The organism is Streptomyces pseudovenezuelae, from assembly GCF_029892565.1.
In the GTDB taxonomy this organism is placed as follows: domain Bacteria; phylum Actinomycetota; class Actinomycetes; order Streptomycetales; family Streptomycetaceae; genus Streptomyces; species Streptomyces pseudovenezuelae_A.
Genome location: NZ_JARXVH010000015.1, coordinates 130441 through 147751, shown reverse-complemented (window position 1 = coordinate 147751; position 17311 = coordinate 130441). Strand labels below are relative to the sequence as shown.

General features: G+C 69.7%; 15 protein-coding genes. 6 read left to right on the top strand and 9 right to left on the bottom strand.

Annotation, left to right across the window (positions count from 1 at the left end):
- The first annotated feature begins 78 nt into the window (after positions 1 to 78).
- On the top strand, positions 79 to 2502 hold the full coding sequence (locus M2283_RS37490; RefSeq protein WP_280880956.1) for a transglycosylase domain-containing protein: 2424 nt from the start codon (positions 79 to 81) through the stop codon (positions 2500 to 2502).
- Between the two features lie 70 nt (positions 2503 to 2572).
- Here the strand turns inward: M2283_RS37490 and M2283_RS37485 are convergent, their stop codons facing one another.
- The 4 genes from M2283_RS37485 to M2283_RS37470 all read right to left on the bottom strand — a co-directional run bounded on the left by M2283_RS37485 (position 2573) and on the right by M2283_RS37470 (position 8738).
- On the bottom strand, positions 2573 to 4036 hold the full coding sequence (locus tag M2283_RS37485; RefSeq protein WP_280880955.1) for a catalase: 1464 nt from the start codon (positions 4034 to 4036) through the stop codon (positions 2573 to 2575).
- Positions 4037 to 4145: 109 nt separating this feature from the next.
- Positions 4146 to 6248 (bottom strand): SpoIIE family protein phosphatase, encoded by a 2103-nt coding sequence (locus tag M2283_RS37480; protein WP_280880954.1) that lies wholly within the window; start codon positions 6246 to 6248, stop codon positions 4146 to 4148.
- A gap of 325 nt (positions 6249 to 6573) precedes the next feature.
- Positions 6574 to 7269 carry a cytidylyl-2-hydroxypropylphosphonate hydrolase gene (gene fomD, locus M2283_RS37475; protein ID WP_280880953.1) on the bottom strand — a complete coding sequence of 232 codons (696 nt, stop codon included), beginning with the start codon at positions 7267 to 7269 and terminating at the stop codon, positions 6574 to 6576.
- Between the two features lie 83 nt (positions 7270 to 7352).
- Complete coding sequence (locus tag M2283_RS37470) at positions 7353 to 8738, bottom strand: class II fumarate hydratase (RefSeq protein WP_280880952.1); 1386 nt, start codon at positions 8736 to 8738, stop codon at positions 7353 to 7355.
- Positions 8739 to 8901: 163 nt separating this feature from the next.
- On the opposite strand from M2283_RS37470, the gene M2283_RS37465 reads away from it, so the two are divergent.
- Together M2283_RS37465 and M2283_RS37460 are read left to right on the top strand one after the other, a co-directional pair.
- Positions 8902 to 9453: a SigE family RNA polymerase sigma factor gene (locus tag M2283_RS37465; RefSeq protein ID WP_280880951.1), complete on the top strand. Its 552-nt coding sequence runs from the start codon at positions 8902 to 8904 to the stop codon at positions 9451 to 9453.
- A gap of 53 nt (positions 9454 to 9506) precedes the next feature.
- Entirely contained in the window at positions 9507 to 9956 is a 450-nt protein-coding gene (locus M2283_RS37460) for a hypothetical protein (RefSeq protein WP_280880950.1), read from the top strand.
- Between the two features lie 74 nt (positions 9957 to 10030).
- Here M2283_RS37460 and M2283_RS37455 read toward each other — a convergent pair whose 3' ends face one another.
- Positions 10031 to 11695, bottom strand: a complete 1665-nt coding sequence (locus M2283_RS37455) for a fumarate hydratase (protein ID WP_280880949.1) — start codon at positions 11693 to 11695, stop codon at positions 10031 to 10033.
- Positions 11696 to 11874: 179 nt separating this feature from the next.
- Here M2283_RS37455 and M2283_RS37450 point away from each other — a divergent pair, with 179 nt between their 5' ends.
- Positions 11875 to 12582: a DUF1707 SHOCT-like domain-containing protein gene (locus tag M2283_RS37450; protein ID WP_280880948.1), complete on the top strand. Its 708-nt coding sequence runs from the start codon at positions 11875 to 11877 to the stop codon at positions 12580 to 12582.
- A 184-nt stretch (positions 12583 to 12766) separates the two neighbouring features.
- The gene (locus M2283_RS37445; protein ID WP_280880947.1) at positions 12767 to 13144 is read left to right on the top strand and encodes a WhiB family transcriptional regulator; all 378 of its coding nucleotides are present in this window, start codon (positions 12767 to 12769) and stop codon (positions 13142 to 13144) included.
- Positions 13145 to 13216: 72 nt separating this feature from the next.
- Here M2283_RS37445 and glpX read toward each other — a convergent pair whose 3' ends face one another.
- On the bottom strand, positions 13217 to 14251 hold the full coding sequence (gene glpX / locus M2283_RS37440; protein WP_280880946.1) for a class II fructose-bisphosphatase: 1035 nt from the start codon (positions 14249 to 14251) through the stop codon (positions 13217 to 13219).
- Between the two features lie 126 nt (positions 14252 to 14377).
- Between glpX and M2283_RS37435 the strand changes: the two genes are divergently transcribed.
- Positions 14378 to 14908 carry a DUF4245 domain-containing protein gene (locus M2283_RS37435; RefSeq protein WP_280880945.1) on the top strand — a complete coding sequence of 177 codons (531 nt, stop codon included), beginning with the start codon at positions 14378 to 14380 and terminating at the stop codon, positions 14906 to 14908.
- Positions 14909 to 15018: 110 nt separating this feature from the next.
- On the opposite strand, the gene M2283_RS37430 is transcribed toward M2283_RS37435, so the two are convergent.
- From M2283_RS37430 to xseA, 3 genes are all read right to left on the bottom strand, one after another.
- Entirely contained in the window at positions 15019 to 15609 is a 591-nt protein-coding gene (locus tag M2283_RS37430) for a malonic semialdehyde reductase (protein WP_280880944.1), read from the bottom strand.
- A 179-nt stretch (positions 15610 to 15788) separates the two neighbouring features.
- Complete coding sequence (locus tag M2283_RS37425; protein ID WP_280880943.1) at positions 15789 to 16028, bottom strand: exodeoxyribonuclease VII small subunit; 240 nt, start codon at positions 16026 to 16028, stop codon at positions 15789 to 15791.
- A gap of 10 nt (positions 16029 to 16038) precedes the next feature.
- Positions 16039 to 17256 carry an exodeoxyribonuclease VII large subunit gene (gene xseA / locus M2283_RS37420; protein ID WP_280880942.1) on the bottom strand — a complete coding sequence of 406 codons (1218 nt, stop codon included), beginning with the start codon at positions 17254 to 17256 and terminating at the stop codon, positions 16039 to 16041.
- Positions 17257 to 17311: the final 55 nt, after the last annotated feature.

The following is a 17311-nucleotide window of genomic DNA, read 5'->3' as shown; positions in this document are numbered from 1 at the left end:
TAGCTTTCTGAGCTGACTTGAGCGGCGAACCTGTGTGGCTTGTGAGCACACATGACCGAAGCGGAGCGGAACGGACCAATGGGACGGGCGGAAGAGAGACGAGCGCGACAGCGCGGCGGTCGCCGCGCGGCGCCCCCTACGCGCTCGTCCGAAGAGACGGCGCCGGTGGCCCCCACGGGCCCCTCCGGGACGACGGCCACGGCCACCCCCGAGGCCGAGCCCACCGTCATCGGCGGCCGGGCCGCGGCGCGCAAGGCGGCTCAGGCCGAGGCCAAGGGGCGGGGCAAGAAGGGCAAGGCCGGCAAGGGCAAGAGTGACAAGAGCCTCATACGCCGGATGTTCACGTGGAAGAAGGTCGTCGGGACCGTCTTCGGGGTCTGCCTGCTCGGCATGGGTGCCTTCATCGCGATGTACATGATGATCGACATCCCCGCGGGCAACGCCGACGCGGAACTGCAGAGCAACGTCTACAAGTACAGCGACGGCAGCCCGCTGACCCGTGACGGCGAGCGCAACCGCGAGATCGTGGACCTGAACAAGGTGCCCAAGAAGGTGCAGTACACCTTCGTCGCCGCCGAGAACAAGACCTTCTACAACGACGGCGGCGTCGACCTCAAGGGCACCGCCCGCGGTCTGCTCAACACGCTCTCCGGCAAGGGCACCCAGGGCGGTTCGACGATCACCCAGCAGTACGTCAAGAACTACTACCTCACCGCCGACCAGACCGTCACGCGCAAGCTGAAGGAACTGGTCATCTCGCTCAAACTGGACCGCGAGAAGTCCAAGGACTACATCCTCGCCGGCTACATCAACACCAGCTACTACGGCCGCGGCGCCTACGGCATCCAGGCCGCCGCCCAGGCCTACTACCGCGTCGACGCCGAGGACCTCGACGTCCAGCAGGGCGCCTACCTCGCCGCGCTGCTCCAGGCGCCGAGCCAGTACGACTGGGCCGTCGCCTCACCCACCGGCCAGAAACTGGTGAAGGCGCGCTGGAACTACGTACTGGACAACATGGTCGGCCAGGGCTGGCTCGACCAGACCAAGCGCGCGGCCATGGAGTTCCCGGTGCCCAAGGAGCCCAAGGCAGCGCCCGGCATGGGCGGCCAGACCGGCTATCTGGTGGACGCGGCCAACAACCAGCTGGCCAGGCAACTCGTCGCCCAGGGCACGGTCGACAACGCGGACGACGCCCTGACCATGGTCAAGGCGGGCGGCTGGACCATCACGCTGAACATCGACAAGAAGCGGCAGAAGGCGCTGGAGAGCGCCGCCAAGTCGCAGCTGACCAGCAAGCTGGACGCGAAGAAGCGCAAGGTCGACGCGGACGTCCAGGCGGGTGCGGTGTCGGTGAACCCGAAGACGGGCGCGGTCGTCGCGCTGTACGGCGGCACGGACTACTACAAGCACTTCCGCTCCAACGCGACCCGCGTGGACTATCAGCCCGCGTCGACCTTCAAGCCGGTCATCCTGGCCGCCGCCCTCGACGAGGACGCCAAGACCCAGTCCGGCAAGGCGATCTCCGCGAACACGATCTACGACGGCACCAGCAAGCGCCAGGTCGTGAACGACGGGAACAAGGTCGGCTTCGCCCCGGAGAACGAGGACGACCAGGACTACGGCGACATCACCGTCCAGACGGCGATGAACAAGTCCGTGAACTCCGTCTTCGCGCAGATGGGCGTCGACGTCGGCATGGACAAGGTCCTCAAGGTCGCCAGCCAGATGGGCATGGACACCGCCGACCTCAAGTCGGTGCCCGCGCAGACCCTGGGCACCATGGGCGCGAGCCCGTGGCAGATGGCCGGCGTGTACGCGACCCTCGACAACCACGGCAGACAGGTCACCCCGACCATCATCAAGTCGGTCGAGAACAGCAAGCGCGAGGTGAAGCTGCCGGATCCGATCGGCGCCCAGATCGTCAGCCGCGAGGCCGCCGACACCGTCACCTCGGTGCTGACCGGCGTGGTCGACGACGGTACGGCCAAGGTGTCGGTGCGGGACAACGAGAAGCGCGACGGCCGCAAGGTGGCCGGCAAGACGGGTACGTCCGACGAGAACCGGTCGGCCTGGTTCACCGGCTACACGCCCGACCTGGTCACCTCGGTCGGCCTGTTCGGCGAGGGCAAGAAGTCCGGTGCGCAGGTCTCGATGTACGAGGCGGGCGGCTTCCCGCGCGTCAACGGCGGTGGTTTCCCGGCGCAGATCTGGGCGACGTACACCTTCGGTGTCTCGTCCAAGAACGCCAAGTTCGACCTGGACACCACGCAGGGCGCGGCCGTCCAGCCGAGCACGACGCCGAAGGTGTCCGAGACGCCCAGCGAGACGCCCAGCGAGACACCGAGCGAGACGCCGACGACCAAGCCGCCGACGTCCTCGGCGCCACCGAGCCAGACGCCGACCACCTCGGCGCCGGTCGAGACGCCGACCACGTCGCCGCCGATCTCCACACCGGTCGAGACACCGACCGAGCCGGACGATCCGCTGGACGACGACCAGTAGGTGGGAATGCGGTGAGTACGAGATGAGGGCGCCCGGTGAGCACCGGGCGCCCTCGCTCGTTCGGTCCGCGTCAGCCTCCGTCGACCTCGGCGGCGACCCGCTCGCCGAGCTCCTTGTCGACGTTCTGCCAGTACTGCAGCGCGCGGGCCAGCACCGGACGGGAGACGCCGTCCAGCAGGTGTCCGGCGATGTTGGAGACCAGCCGGTCGCGGGCCGCGTCGTCCAGCACCTCCCGGACCATCGTGCCCGCCTGCCCGAAGTCGTCGTCCTCGCGGTGCAGCGCGTACGCCTCGCGCACCATCTCGCCCGCCGCCTGCCAGCCGGCGATGTCCCCGAACCGCTGCACGTCCGCCGCCGGACCGCCGTAGGAGTTCGGTGCGTACGGGGCGCCCACGTCGGCCGCCTCGTAGCGCATCGGTCCGTCCTTGGCGTACGAATTCACCTTCGAGCGCGGCCGGTTGGGCGGCAGCTGGGTGTAGTTCGGGCCGATGCGGTACCGGTGCGTGTCCGGGTACGAGAAGAGGCGGCCGAGCAGCATCTTGTCCGGGGACGGGCCGATGCCCGGGACCAGGTTGGACGGCTCGAACGCGGACTGCTCGATATGGACGAAGTGGTCCTCGGGGTTCTTGTTCAGCGTCATCCGGCCGACCTCGATCAGCGGGTAGTCGCTGTGCGGCCACACCTTGGTCAGGTCGAACGGGTTGAAGCGGTAGTCGGCCGCGTCCGCGAACGGCATCACCTGCACCCGCATCGTCCAGGACGGGTGCTCGCCCCGCTGGATCGAGTCGAACAGGTCCCGGCGGTGCACGTCGCCGTCCTCGCCGGCCAGCCGGTCGGCGTCGGCCTGGGTGAGGAACTCGACGCCCTGGTCGGTCTTCATGTGGTACTTGACCCAGAAGCGCTCGCCGCCGGCGTTGACCCACATGTAGGTGTGGGACGAGTACCCGTTCATGTGCCGGTACGTCCGCGGCACGCCCCGGTCGCCCATCAGCCACGTCACCATGTGCGCGGACTCGGGGGAGAGGGTCCAGAAGTCCCACTGCATGTCGTGGTCGCGCAGCCCGTTGTCGGGCCGGCGCTTCTGGGAGCGGATGAAGTCCTGGAACTTCTGCGGGTCACGGACGAAGAAGACGGGGGTGTTGTTGCCCACCAGGTCGTAATTGCCGTGCTCGGTATAGAACTTGAGGGCGAAACCGCGCGGGTCGCGCCAGGTGTCCGGGGAGCCGAGCTCGCCCGCGACCGTGGAGAAGCGGGCCAGCATCTCGGTGCGCTTGCCGGGCTGGAAGAGATCCGCCTTGGTGAACTGGCTGACGTCGTTGGTGACCTCGAAGGTCCCGTACGCGCCGCTGCCCTTGGCGTGGACCACGCGCTCGGGTACCCGCTCCCGGTTGAACTGGGCCATCTTCTCGATGAGGTAGTGGTCCTGGAGCAGGATCGGGCCGTTCGACCCGACGGTGAGCGAGTGTTCGTCGCTCTCCACGGGGATGCCCGCGTTGGTCGTCGTGTACGGAACGTGCTGGGGTGCCTGCGTCACGATTGTCCTCCCATCCTCGGGTGAGGGGTCGGTCAGGCGCTTCGCGTACCCCAGCAGTCAACGCCTCCAACATGATGTCGGCAACTTTTGGATTTGATCCAAAGTTGATTCAGTTCCGGTTCAGCTCGAACCAGACCACCTTGCCGGTGCTGAGCCGGGTCGCTCCCCACCGTCTGGCCAGTTTGTTGACCAGATACAGCCCGCGCCCGCCCTCGTCGGTGGCCCGCGCCTGTCGCAGCCGAGGCAGCTGCGGCACGTCGTCGCCGACCTCGCAGCGCAGCACATCGGTGCGCAGCAGCCGCAGGGTGACCGGCCGGGAGGCGTACCGCACGGCGTTCGTCACGACCTCGCTGACCAGCAGTTCGACCGAGTCGCTCATGTCCTCCATGCCCCAGCGGGACAGCGCCCGCCGGGCCAGCCGGCGGGCCCGGCCGGGGGCCGCGTCCTCCGGTTCGAGGAACCAGTACGCCACGTCGCTCGGCGCGATCCCGTCGAAGCGGGCGGCGAGCAGCGCGATGTCGTCGTCCCGGTCACCCGGGCCGAGCATGTCGAGCACCTCGTCGCACAGGGCTTCAAGGGGCGGCGGATGGTCGGGTCCGGTCAGCTGCGCGACCGCGGCGAGCTTCTCGCGCAGCTGCTCTATGCCGGTCCAGACGTCCCGCAGGCGGGACTCGACCAGGCCGTCGGTGTAGAGGAGCAGGGTGGCCCCGGCGGGCGCGTCCAGCTCGACGGCCTCGAAGTCGACCCCGCCGACGCCGATCGGGGCGCCCGGCGGCACCCGCAGCACCTCGGCCCGGCCGCCCAGGTGGAGCAGGACGGGCGGCGGGTGGCCGGCGTTGGCGATGGTGATGCGGTGCGAGACCGGGTCGTAGACCGCGTAGAGGCAGGTCGCCATGCGGTCGGTGCCAAGGCGCTGGGCCTGCTCGTCGAGGTGGTGCAGGACCTCCTGCGGGGGCAGGTCGAGACCGGCCAGGGTCTGCGCGGTCGTGCGCAGCTGGCCCATGATCGCCGCGGAGGTCATGGAGTGGCCCATGACGTCGCCGACGACGAGGGCGACCCGGCTGCCGGGCAGCGGGATGGCGTCGTACCAGTCGCCGCCCACCCGGGCCGTCTCGGCGGCCGGCAGGTAGCGGGAGGCCAGTCGGACGCCCGTGGGGCGCGGGAGCGTCTCGGGCAGCATCGTGCGCTGCAGCTCGTCGGCGATGTAGGCCTCGCGGCCGTAGAGGACGGCCTTGTCGATGCCGAGCGCGCTGTGCGTGGCCAGTTGGGCGGCGACCAGGAGGTCGTCCGGCTCGAAGGCGATGCGCTCGGGGCGGCGCAGGAAGAGCGCGGCGCCGATCACCCGGCGGCGGCCGCGCAGCGGGGCGAGGATCGCGCGCTGGCCTCCGGGCACGCTGAACTCGCAGCCTTCGCCCAGGAGTTCGGGCAGGGCGGCGCGGGCCGCGGGGGCGTCCGTGAAGACCGGGCGGACCCCGCGCAGCACCTCGGCGAGCGCGCTGCCGGGGCGGACCTCGCACAACTCGGCGCCGAGCGTGTCCAGTTCGGTCACCTCCGCGGGCTCCGGCTGGAGCGCGGGGGTGAACCCGGCCTCGCTGTCCCGCTCCGCCGGTATCCGGTCGGTGCGGCGCAGCCGCAGCAGCAACGGGCCCGTGGGCCGCTCGTCGCCGACCGGCAACGGGTCGCGCAGATAGACCAGGATCGCGTCCGAGAACGTCGGCACGGTGGCCCGGCACAGCCCCATGACGATCTCGTCGAGGTCGATGCCGCGGGCGATCCGCCGGGTGGCGGCGCCCACGAACCGCAGCCGGTCCCCGTCCCGCCGCATGGGCGTGGGCCGCCCGGGCGGCAGTCCCTGTCCGGTACGGCGCTCCGAGCCGCCGGAGCTCTGCAGCCCCGTCTGTTCGGCGCCGGGCTGGGCCGGGATGCCCTCGGGCGCGGGCCGCGGCCGGTGATTGTCCTGCTCCGCGACGGCCGGCTGCGAGTGCTCCGAGCCGCCCGCGGGAGTGGCCGGATCTGTTCCCTTGCCCATGTCCTTGTCGCACGGATGGGCCGTGCCCGGGGTCGACGGCGTCTCGCCCGTGCGCGCCTGTGCGGGTAAGGCGGCCGAGGGCGTCGTGGGCGCCGGTGTCGGGGTGTGCAGGAGCGCCCCGCGGGGGTCAGCGGGGTCGACGCCCGGCTGTGGGCGCTCGAAGGAGATGGGGTGCTCCGTCACGCGTGTCGAATCCGTCCGTCCGGGGCTGCGCGCCGCGCGCGCAGTTCATCCCGCAGAAAACCCGATACCCGGAATACGTGTCCCAGGAACGGAATTCCCGCGTGGTCAGAAACTGTTCCTGCGCCACCGGCGCACCGTCTGCGGCTCCCAGGGCCAGGACCCGCGTCCACGCAGGCCCTGTCGGTGTTGCCCTCGTACCCCTCGCTCACGTCCTGCCGCCCCTCGGTGACGATCGGTCAAGCCCAGCGCATGCTCCGGGAGTTGCTACTGCGCGCCCTTGCGGAGGACGATCCTACGGTTGCGGACCGGGGGCGCATCAAGGGTCTCATGTGGACATGTGCGCGGGCATACGGTCCCAGCCCTCCGGGAGTGACGGTACATCCCACGACGGATCCGGGCGCCAGTGCTGCCATCCGTCGCGGAACGGCGGGCCCCAGGCACGGATCGCCTCCACCGCCGAGCGCCCCGCCTCCCGCACCCGCTCGGCGACTTCGGCGTCCATCAGCCCGTCCCGCTGGGCCTGCGCGAACTCGTCCTCGTCCCGCCAGTGCCAACTGCGGTCCGGGTGCACGGAGATGTCGAGGAAGTGGTCCTCGGAGTCGACGCCGCCGGCCCAACGGACCAGCGGTGTCTCAAGGTTCACGTACCAGTTCTTGAACTGCCACCCCGGCTCCCAGAAAAGCCACACCGACCAGGGCTCACCCGGCCGCGCGAGCTTCAGCACGCCCGTGCCGAACCAGGTGTCGCGCTGGACGGTGCGCGGCTTGGTGTACCGCGACTCCAGCGGCTCCTGGTGCACCGGCGTACCGTCGCTGAGCACCGGCTTCACACACTCGGTGCCGGGCGCGAGCCACACGGCGAGCAGATCGGTGTCATCACGTACGACCGTGACGGGGCGCGCGATGTGAAAACCCGCGCCCGCGTTCTCCCGGTACCGCCACAGGATCTGACTCCCGGGGGCCCAGAATCCCGTCGAACCGCCCGCTTCCGCTTCAGCTCTCACCGCTCCGCCCTCTGCCATGCACAGATATTAGGTGCCACAGGCATACGACGCTGCGGTCCGCGTCACGGTTCACGAACACTGTGGTTCTGGTTCGCAATCGGTTACGGGTGCGTCATGCGCAGGACATCCAGGGCCTCGTCAAGCTGTTCGACGGTGAGGTCGCCGCGTTCGACGTACGCGCCCTCCAGCACCACCTGGCGGATCGTCTTCCGCTCGGCCAGCGCCTTCTTGGCGACCTTGGCGGCCTCCTCGTAGCCGATGTACTTGTTCAGCGGGGTCACCACGGACGGCGAGGATTCCGCGTACTCGCGGGCCCGCTCGCGGTGGGCCACGATGCCGTCGACGGTGCGGTCGGCCAGCAGGCGGGAGACGTTGGCCAGCAGCCGGACCGACTCCAGGACGTTCTTCGCGATCACCGGCAGCATCACGTTGAGCTCGAAGTTGCCGGCGGCGCCCGCGGTGGCCACGGTCGCGTCGTTCCCCACGACCTGCGCGGCGACCATGAGCACGGCCTCCGGGACGACCGGGTTGACCTTGCCGGGCATGATCGAGGAACCGGGCTGGAGATCCGGCAGCGAGATCTCGGCGAGGCCGGTGCGCGGCCCGGACGCCATCCAGCGCAGGTCGTTGGCGATCTTCGTCAGTCCTACGGCGATCGTCCGCAGCTGTCCGCTGGTCTCGACGACGCCGTCCCGGGCGCCCTGTGCCTCGAAGTGGTTGCGGGCCTCGGTGAGCGGGAGCTCCGTGGCGCGGGCGACCTCCTCGATGACGGCCGCGGAGAAGCCGGGCGGTGTGTTGATGCCGGTGCCCACCGCCGTGCCGCCCAGCGGCAGCTCGGCCAGCCGGGGCAGGGAGGCGTGCAGCCGCTCGACGCCGTACCGCACCTGGGCGGCGTATCCGCCGAACTCCTGGCCCAGCGTCACGGGCGTCGCGTCCATCAGGTGCGTGCGGCCCGACTTGACCACGTCCGCGAACTCCTCGGACTTGCGCTCCAGGGAGGCGGCGAGGTGCTCCAGGGCCGGCACGAGGTCGCGGGTGACCGCGGCGGTGGCGGCGATGTGCAGGGAGGACGGGAAGACGTCGTTGGATGACTGGGAGGCGTTCACATGGTCGTTCGGGTGCACGTCCCGGCCGAGCCGCTCGGTCGCCAGCGTCGCGATGACCTCGTTGGCGTTCATGTTGGAAGAGGTGCCGGAGCCGGTCTGGAACACGTCGACGGGGAACTGGTCGTCCCAGTCCCCGCGCGCGACCTCCGCAGCCGCCTCCTGGATCGCCTCGGCGATGTCCTTGTCGAGCACCCCCAGCCGCGCGTTCACCTTCGCCGCGGCCCCCTTGATCCGGGCCAGGGCCTCGATGTGCGCGCGCTCGATCCGCTGCCCGGAGACGGGGAAGTTCTCGACGGCCCGCTGCGTCTGCGCCCGCCACTTGGCGTCGGCGGGGACGCGGACCTCGCCCATGGAGTCGTGCTCGATGCGGTAGTCGCTCATGCCTCGTACAGCGATCGGGGCGGCCCGGATGTTCCGGACCGGGGCCGTTCTTCGCGTACTTCGCCCGAACGGGTTTCCGTCCTGTGACCCAGGTCTCAGAACGGCCGTGCAGCAGAAGCGGACGTGTCCACGTCGAGAAGGGGTGACAGGAAGGGAGGAGCGTGTGGAGACGGACTTCAAGGCATCGGATCTCCCGGCATCGGACTTCCAGGAATTCGTGGCGGCTCGATCGACCGCGTTGTTCCGGGGCGCCCTTGTCCTCACGGGCAACCGTGAGGCGGCGGAGGACCTGGTCCAGGAGACCCTGGAGAAGGCCTGCCGCAAGTGGCGCGTCATCGCTGCGAAGGACGCTCCGGACGCCTACGTCCGGCGGATCATGGTGAACCTGGCCAACGACCGCTGGCGGAGATTCCGCCGCCTGACCACCACTCCCCACCCGGAGACCGGCGACTCCGTCGCCCCGGGGGACGAGTACGGACAGGTGGACAGCAGGGACCAGTTGGTGCGCGCCTTGCAGCAACTGCCCATGCGGATGCGGACGGTGGTGGTGCTTCGGTACTTCCACGATCTCTCGGACGGTGAGATAGCGGCCGACCTCGGCATCACGCCGAGCACGGTCCGCTCCCAGCTGGCCCGGGGCATCGAGAAGCTCAGAAGCCAGTTCCCCGCACTCTCCGGCCCTTCGGCCCAGCGGCACACGGAAGGAATCCGATGACCTCGTACGGCGATGCACGGCCTTCCGGCTGCACACCTTTCGAAGAGGAACTGATGAACGCCATGAACCGACTCGCGGACTCCGCCGAGACCCCCGCGTTCGACGCCCCCCAGATCGAGCGCCGCACCCGTCGTCGCCGTGCCGTCGGCATCGCGGCGGTCGCCGCCGCCCTCATCGCGGCGGGCGGGGGCACGGCCCTGGCCACCTCGGTCGGGAGCAGCAGCAGCTCGACCCCGGCGGCGAGCAGCACGGCCACCAAGAGCGACGACGCCACCACCCTGCTCTACCTCTTCAGCGACGGCACGACCACGCGGCTCCCCCTCGCGGGCCTGAGCCTGGACATGGCCAAGCCGGTGCTCGAAAAGACGCAGACGAAACTCGGCACCGTCACCAAGAAGGCCGTCAAGGGCTGCAAGCCGACCTCGGTGCTGGAGGTGACCCCGCACGCTCCGAAGACCATCAAGCCGGGCGACACGGTCAACTTCACCATCTGCGCCGGCTGACCGGTCCCGACCTGGAACGACGACGCCCGCCCCTGCGCCAATCAGGGGCGGGCGTCCGTCACAGGGTCACACGGTCACGCGAGGCCGGGTCCGCGCACCGGAATCGACGTGAACGTCGGCGCGGGCGCCGGGTCCTGGAAGAAGTCGTTGCCCTTGTCGTCGACGACGACGAACGCCGGGAAGTCCTCGACCTCGATCTTCCAGACCGCCTCCATGCCGAGCTCCTCGTACTCGACGACCTCGACCTTCTTGATGCAGTCCTGGGCGAGGCGGGCGGCCGGGCCGCCGATGGAGCCGAGGTAGAAGCCGCCGTGCGCGTCGCACGCGGCGGTGACCTGTTTGCTGCGGTTGCCCTTGGCGAGCATCACCTTGGAGCCGCCCGCGGCCTGGAACTGCTCGACGTAGGAGTCCATGCGGCCGGCCGTGGTCGGGCCGAACGAGCCCGACGCGTAACCCTCGGGGGTCTTCGCCGGACCCGCGTAGTACACCGGGTGGTCCTTCAGGTACTGCGGCATCTCCTCGCCCGCGTCCAGGCGTTCCTTGATCTTGGCGTGCGCGATGTCGCGGGCCACGACCAGCGGGCCGGTGAGCGAGAGCCGGGTCTTCACCGGGTACTTGGTCAGCTCGGCGAGGATGTCGTCCATCGGCTGGTTGAGGTCGACGCGGACGACATCGGCCTCTTCGAGATGCTCGTCGGTGGTCTCCGGCAGGAACCGCGCCGGGTCCGTCTCCAACTGCTCCAGGAAGACGCCCTCGGGCGTGACCTTCGCCAGCGCCTGACGGTCGGCGGAGCACGAGACGGCGATGGCGACCGGGCAGGACGCCCCGTGCCGCGGCAGCCGCACCACGCGCACGTCGTGGCAGAAGTACTTGCCGCCGAACTGCGCCCCGATGCCGATCCGCTGCGTCAGTTCGAAGACCTTCTGCTCAAGGTCCTTGTCCCGGAAGCCGTGCCCCAGCTCCGAGCCCTCCGCCGGGATCTCGTCCAGGTAGTGCGCGGAGGCGTACTTGGCGGTCTTCAGCGCGTACTCCGCACTCGTGCCGCCGACGACGATCGCCAGGTGGTACGGCGGGCACGCGGCCGTGCCCAGCGAACGGATCTTCTCCTCCAGGAACTTCATCATGGAGCCCTCGTTGAGGACCGCCTTCGTCTCCTGGTAGAGGAACGACTTGTTGGCCGAGCCGCCGCCCTTGGCCATGAACAGGAACTTGTAGGCGCCGCCGTCGGTCGCGTACAGCTCGATCTGGGCGGGCAGGTTCGACCCGGTGTTCTTCTCGTCCCACATGGTCAGCGGGGCCATCTGCGAGTACCGCAGATTGAGGTTCAGGTACGCGTCGTGGATACCGCGGCTCAGCGCGGCCTCGTCGCCGCCCTCGGTGAGCACGTTCTGTCCGCGCTTGCCCATGACGATCGCCGTGCCGGTGTCCTGGCACATGGGCAGCACGCCCGCGGCCGCGATGTTCGCGTTCTTCAGCAGGTCGAGCGCCACGAACTTGTCGTTGCTCGACGCCTCGGGGTCGTCGATGATGCGTCGCAGCTGTGCCAGGTGGGCGGGCCGCAGATAGTGCTGGATGTCGTGGATGGCCTCCTCGGCGAGCTTGCGCAGCGCCTCCGGCTCCACCTTGAGGAAGGTCCGCCCGTCGGCCTCGAAGGTGGAGACACCCTCGGAGGTCACCAGCCGGTAGGGGGTGGTGTCCTCTCCCATGGGGAGCAGATCGGTGTACGCGAACTCAGGCATCTCAGCCCATTCCTCACTCGACAGACGGCCACCCGCCGACACTGGCGGGCGCCCACCAGCGTAGAACCTGCCACTGACACGGTCCTTGTGAGGTAATCCTCAGTTGGCATTCGCGGTTGGCCGAGATGGCTGTCCACGCCCCCTAGTCGCGATCTATCGCGTTTCGGTACTCTGCTGTCGTGGACCTTCAGAAGCAGCCTCAGCAGCAGGACACGGCGCCGCGCGCAGCCGACCCCGAGGTCGTCGAGCTGCGCGCCTCGGACGCCGACCGGGACCGTATCGCCGACATCCTGCGCGAGGCCCTCGCCGAGGGCCGGCTCACGCCCGACGAGCACGCCGAGCGGGTGGAGGGCGTGCTCGCCGCCAAGACGGTGGGTGAGCTGGAGGTCTTCATCCGCGACCTGCCGGTCGCGCACCGCCGGGCCGCCCCCTCCTTCGCCGCCGACCGCCCGACCCCGGGCGCGGTCCCGGCGGACGCCGACGACAACGTGGTGGCGGTCTTCAGCGCCGCCGTCCGCAAGGGCCGCTGGCGCGCCGGGCGCCGGATCCACGTGTACTCGATCTTCGGCTCGGTGGAGATAGACCTCAGCGAGGCGATCTTCGAGTACCAGCAGGTCGTGATCAAGGTCGTCTCGGTCTTCGGCGACATCCAGATCCGCGTCCCGGAGAACGTGTCGCTGCGCGGCACCGGCGGCGGCGTGCTCGGCAACTTCGAGGTGGACAACCTCGACGCGGAGGACCCCGAGGCGCCCGTCGTGTACGTCGACGGCTGGGCCGTACTGGGCAATGTCGAGGGTCGGCCGAAGCGCGGCAAGCTCGTCGCGGACATCATCGATCGGGTTCAGCGCAAGGTCGACAAGAATTTGCGCAAGCACTTGGATCGTTGACGGTTGCGAATCGATCGGTTTCCGGAGGGAGTTGGTCCACCCGCGGTCCACCCGCGGTCGGACCGCGTCGGAGCAAGGCCCTCTCGATTCCCAGCGGTTCGGAACTCAGTGCATAGGCACGCGCACAGCGGGTAGGCCTTGCTGCATCGTCTCTCGCTCGCGAAGCCGTCGTCAGGAGTAGACCGTGCTGCAACCGCCGCATTCGTCCCTGCAGGTCGCTGCCGTTCCGGCCCAGCGGGTGCCAGTGCGGGACAGGGACCAAGACGCACCCTGGCACACCGAGGCGGTGTGCCGGCGCGACGAGGCTGGCCTGTTCTTCGCACCGTCCAAGGAACCCACCGCCGCCCGGCTCTCCCGCGAGGCGGCGGCCAAACGCGTCTGTGCCGGCTGTCCGGTCATGGTCGAGTGCCGAGAACACGCGCTGCTGCAACCGGAGCCCTACGGAGTCTGGGGCGGCCTCACCGCAGCGGAACGCCGAGTGGTCCTGGCCCGCAGGCGCCGCCGCGACATGGAATTGAAGAAGGCAGCAAGGGCATCGGGCCACATAGCCCAAGCAGGCTGACCCGCGTCAAAAGGGCGCCCCCACCGCACCGGGGGCGCCCTTTTGACGCGGGGCGAGCTGTTCCGCCCCGAGCTACTTGGCGCGGTCGAAGTCGATCGCGCTGTACGCCCGCAGCTTGCTCAGCCGGTGCTCCGAGTCGATCCGCCGGACCGTGCCGGACTTGGACCGCATCACGATGGAGTCGGTGGTGGCGGTCTCCGAGCGGTACCGCACGCCCCGCAGCAGCTCCCCGTCCGTGATCCCGGTCGCGACGAAGAACACGTTCTCGCCCGACACCAGGTCGTTGGTGGTGAGCACACGGTCCAGGTCGTGCCCGGCGTCCAGCGCCCGCTGCCGTTCGGCGTCGTCCTTCGGCCACAGCTTGCCCTGGATCACACCGCCCAGGCACTTCACGGCACAGGCCGAGATGATGCCCTCGGGGGTGCCGCCGATACCGAGCAGCAGGTCCACGCCGGTGCTCTCGCGCAGCGCCAGGATCGAGCCCGCGACGTCGCCGTCGGAGATCAGCTTGATCCGCGCACCGGTCTCCCGGATCTCCTTGATGATCCCGTCGTGCCGCGGCCGGTCCAGGACGACGACGGTGACGTCCTCGGGCGTGACCCGCTTGGCTTTGGCGACCCGGCGGACGTTCACCGAGATCGGGGCCTCGATGTCGACGAACTCGGCGGCCTCGGGCCCGGTGACCAGCTTGTCCATGTAGAACACGGCGGACGGGTCGAACATCGAACCCCGGTCCGCGGCGGCCAGCACGGCGATCGCGTTCGGCATGCCCTTGGCGTTGAGCGTCGTCCCGTCGATCGGGTCGACGGCGATGTCGCACTCGGGCCCGGTGCCGTCACCGACGCGCTCGCCGTTGAAGAGCATCGGCGCCTCGTCCTTCTCGCCCTCGCCGATGACGACGACGCCGTTCATCGAGACGGTGGAGACGAGGGTTCGCATGGCGCGCACCGCGGCACCGTCCGCACCGTTCTTGTCGCCGCGCCCGACCCAGCGGCCGGCGGCCATCGCGGCGGCTTCGGTCACTCGGACGAGTTCCAGGGCGAGGTTGCGGTCGGGGGCTTCGCTGGGGACTTCGAGTTCGGACGGCAAGTGATGATGCTCGGTCATCGAGGCGCACCTTTCTGATACGACGACGGCCGGATGAGGGTTCGACCATCGACTCTATCGTCAGTCCGACAAAATGAGCAGGGGCCCCCACGGATGAGCGGGCCGGGCACCTGCGACGATGGGGGCGTGGCAGGTTCGAACGGTAAGCGCGGCAAGCAGAAGACGGTCCGGGACATGATTCTCTCCCTGGGCCTGATCTTGATCGCGGCGGCGATCATCTACGTCTTCATTCCGCACGACGACTCACCCCCCGACGTCAAGCCGGTCGACTACCGCGTCGAACTGCTCACCGCGCGCCGTGCCGCCTCCTATCCGGTGGCCGCCCCGGAGGGCCTGGCCACGAGCTGGAAGGCGACCTCCGTCCGTTTCCGCGGCGACGAGTTCGACGCCTGGCACCTCGGCTTCAACGCCCCCGGTGGTCAGTACGTGCAGGTCGAGCAGTCGACTCAGAAGGCGGGCGCGTTCATCGACGACGCCAGCCAGGGTGCCGAGGCGACGAAGGCCACCCAGCAGATCGACGGCCGCACCTGGACGCGGTACAGCGGCGGCCGGTACGACGCCCTCGTGCTCGCGGACAAGGGCTCGACGACGGTGGTCGCGGGCACGGGTTCGTACGCGCAGCTGACGGAGATGGCGCAGGCGCTGAAGATGGAGTGACCACCCGCCCACGGACACGGGCGCGCATACGAAGAAGAGGCCCTCGGCGTCGTTGGCGGGGGCCCCTGTCATGCGCGGAGCGCTTGGGTCGCGGGATCGGGCCGGACTGCTCAGACGGTGGTGACGACCTCGTCGTACGCCAGACGCGGGGAGCGCGGGAACCAGGCGTCCTCGCCGGGCTTGCCGATGTTGACGACCATCAGCGGGGTGTGGTCGTCGTCCAGGAACTCCTTCTGGACGCCCGCGAAGTCGAGACCGGTCATCGGGCCGGCGGCGAGGCCGGCGGCGCGGATGCCGATGATGAAGTACGCGGCCTGGAGGGCGGCGTTCAGGGAGGCGTTGGTCTCGCGGACCGCGCGCTCGCCGAAGACGGCGTCCTTGGCCTGCGGGAAGTGCGGGAACAGGGTGGGCAGTTCCTCGTGGAACTCGTTGTCCGCGGAGAGGATCGCGACCAGCGGGGCGGCGGCGGTCTTCTTCTGGTTGCCCTCGGCGAGGTGCTGCACGAGGCGCTCGCGGGCCTCGGGGGAGCGGACCAGGGTGACGCGCAGGGGCGACTGGTTCATGGACGTCGGGCCGTACTTGACCAGGTCGTAGATCGCCTGCACCTGCTCGTCGGTCACCGGCTCGTCGGTGAAGGTGTTGGCGGTGCGGGCCTCGCGGAACAGCAGGTCCTGGGCGGCGGGGGCGAGAGCGAGAGACATGCGTGAACTTCCTCGGGGGTAGCCTGGAGCCGGGAAACCGGACCACGGTCCGGATCGGCTTACGGCATGAAGGTACGCCAGATGAAGTTCAAGGTTCAACAAAAAGCGGGATGACGTGATCCGCTTCACATGCGTGATCGGTTCTTGCGGTCGGCCTCTACGACGGGACGGTGCCGTCCCTACTCGGCGCCGGCCTCTTCCGTCTCCCCGGCCTCTTCCTCCGCCAGCGCCGCGTCCAGCCGCGCCCGGGCCCCGTCCAGCCAGCGCCGGCACACCTTGGCCAGCTCCTCGCCCCGCTCCCAGAGCGCCAGGGACTCCTCCAGCGTCGTACCGCCCGCCTCAAGGCGTCGTACGACCTCGATCAGCTCGTCCCGGGCCTGCTCGTACCCGAGCGTCTCTTCCGTCACCTTGCTGGTCATTCCGCCCACCCTATGCATCGCCCGCGTCGACTCGAACCGTGAACTCGCCCTCGGCGACCCGCGCCCGCAGGGACTCCGCCGCCGTCACCTCGTCCGGCGCGCGCACCACATGACCGTCGGCCTTCTGCAGCACCGCGTACCCGCGCTTGAGGGTGGCGGCGGGGGAGAGGGCCACCACGCGCGCGTGGGTGTGCGTCAGCTCGGAGTCGGCGCGGTCCAGGAGGTGCCCCAGGGTGCGCCGGCCCCGGTCGAGCAGGGCCGCGACATGGTCGGCCCGCTCGTCCACCATCCGGTGCGGATCCTCTATCGAGGGCCGTGCCAGCGCCTGCGCGAGCCCGCGCTCCTCCCGCTCGACGAAGGCCCGCACACACCGCCGGGCCCGGTCCCGCAGCAGCCGCACGCGCTCGTACTCCTCGCCCACGTCCGGCACGACCTTCTTGGCGGCGTCGGTGGGGGTGGAGGCCCGCAGGTCGGCCACGTAGTCCAGGAGCGGGTTGTCGGGCTCGTGCCCGATGGCCGACACGACGGGCGTACGGCACTCGGCGACCACCCGCACGAGCTGCTCGTCGGAGAAGGGCAGCAGGTCCTCCACGCTGCCGCCGCCGCGCGCGACGATGATCACGTCGACGCCCTCGGTCTCGTCGAGCTCCTTGACGGCCTGTACGACCTGCGGCACCGCGTGCACGCCCTGCACGGCGACGTTGCGCACCTCGAAGCGGACGGCGGGCCAGCGGTGCCGCGCGTTCTCCAGCACGTCCCGCTCCGCGGCGGAGGCCCGCCCGCACACCAGCCCGATCAACTGCGGCAGAAAGGGCAGCGCCTTCTTCCGCTCCGGTGCGAACAGCCCCTCGGCGGCCAGCGACTTCTTCAACTGCTCCAGCCGCGCGAGCAGTTCCCCCACTCCAACCGGCCTTATCTCCGTGGCCCGCAACGACAACTGCCCCCGCGGCGCATACCACTCGGGCTTCGCCTGTACGACGACCCGCGCGCCCTCGCTCACCACGTCGGCGACGGTGTCGAACACCTGCCGGAAACAGGTCACGCTGATCGAGATGTCGTACGAGGGGTCACGCAACGTCAGAAACACCACACCGGCACCGGGCCGCCGCGACAACTGAGTGATCTGTCCCTCGACCCACACCGCCCCCAGCCGGTCGATCCACCCCCCGATGAGCCGGGAGACCTCACCGACGGGGAGCGGCGCTTCCGCGGACGTGTTGAGAGCCATGCCGGTGAGCGTATCCGCAGGCACTGACATCGAACCGGACGCCTGCGCCGGGCTT

What these genes read in the sequence shown, in the direction of transcription:
- M2283_RS37470 (WP_280880952.1), bottom strand. Translation starts at nt 8,738, where the DNA reads ATGAGCGACTACCGCATCGAGCACGACTCCATGGGCGAGGTCCGCGTC.
- M2283_RS37425 (WP_280880943.1), bottom strand. Translation starts at nt 16,028, where the DNA reads ATGACCAGCAAGGTGACGGAAGAGACGCTCGGGTACGAGCAGGCCCGG.
- M2283_RS37430 (WP_280880944.1), bottom strand. Translation starts at nt 15,609, where the DNA reads ATGTCTCTCGCTCTCGCCCCCGCCGCCCAGGACCTGCTGTTCCGCGAG.
- xseA (WP_280880942.1), bottom strand. Translation starts at nt 17,256, where the DNA reads ATGGCTCTCAACACGTCCGCGGAAGCGCCGCTCCCCGTCGGTGAGGTC.
- M2283_RS37460 (WP_280880950.1), top strand. Translation starts at nt 9,507, where the DNA reads ATGAACGCCATGAACCGACTCGCGGACTCCGCCGAGACCCCCGCGTTC.
- M2283_RS37455 (WP_280880949.1), bottom strand. Translation starts at nt 11,695, where the DNA reads ATGCCTGAGTTCGCGTACACCGATCTGCTCCCCATGGGAGAGGACACC.
- fomD (WP_280880953.1), bottom strand. Translation starts at nt 7,269, where the DNA reads ATGGCAGAGGGCGGAGCGGTGAGAGCTGAAGCGGAAGCGGGCGGTTCG.
- M2283_RS37490 (WP_280880956.1), top strand. Translation starts at nt 79, where the DNA reads ATGGGACGGGCGGAAGAGAGACGAGCGCGACAGCGCGGCGGTCGCCGC.
- glpX (WP_280880946.1), bottom strand. Translation starts at nt 14,251, where the DNA reads ATGACCGAGCATCATCACTTGCCGTCCGAACTCGAAGTCCCCAGCGAA.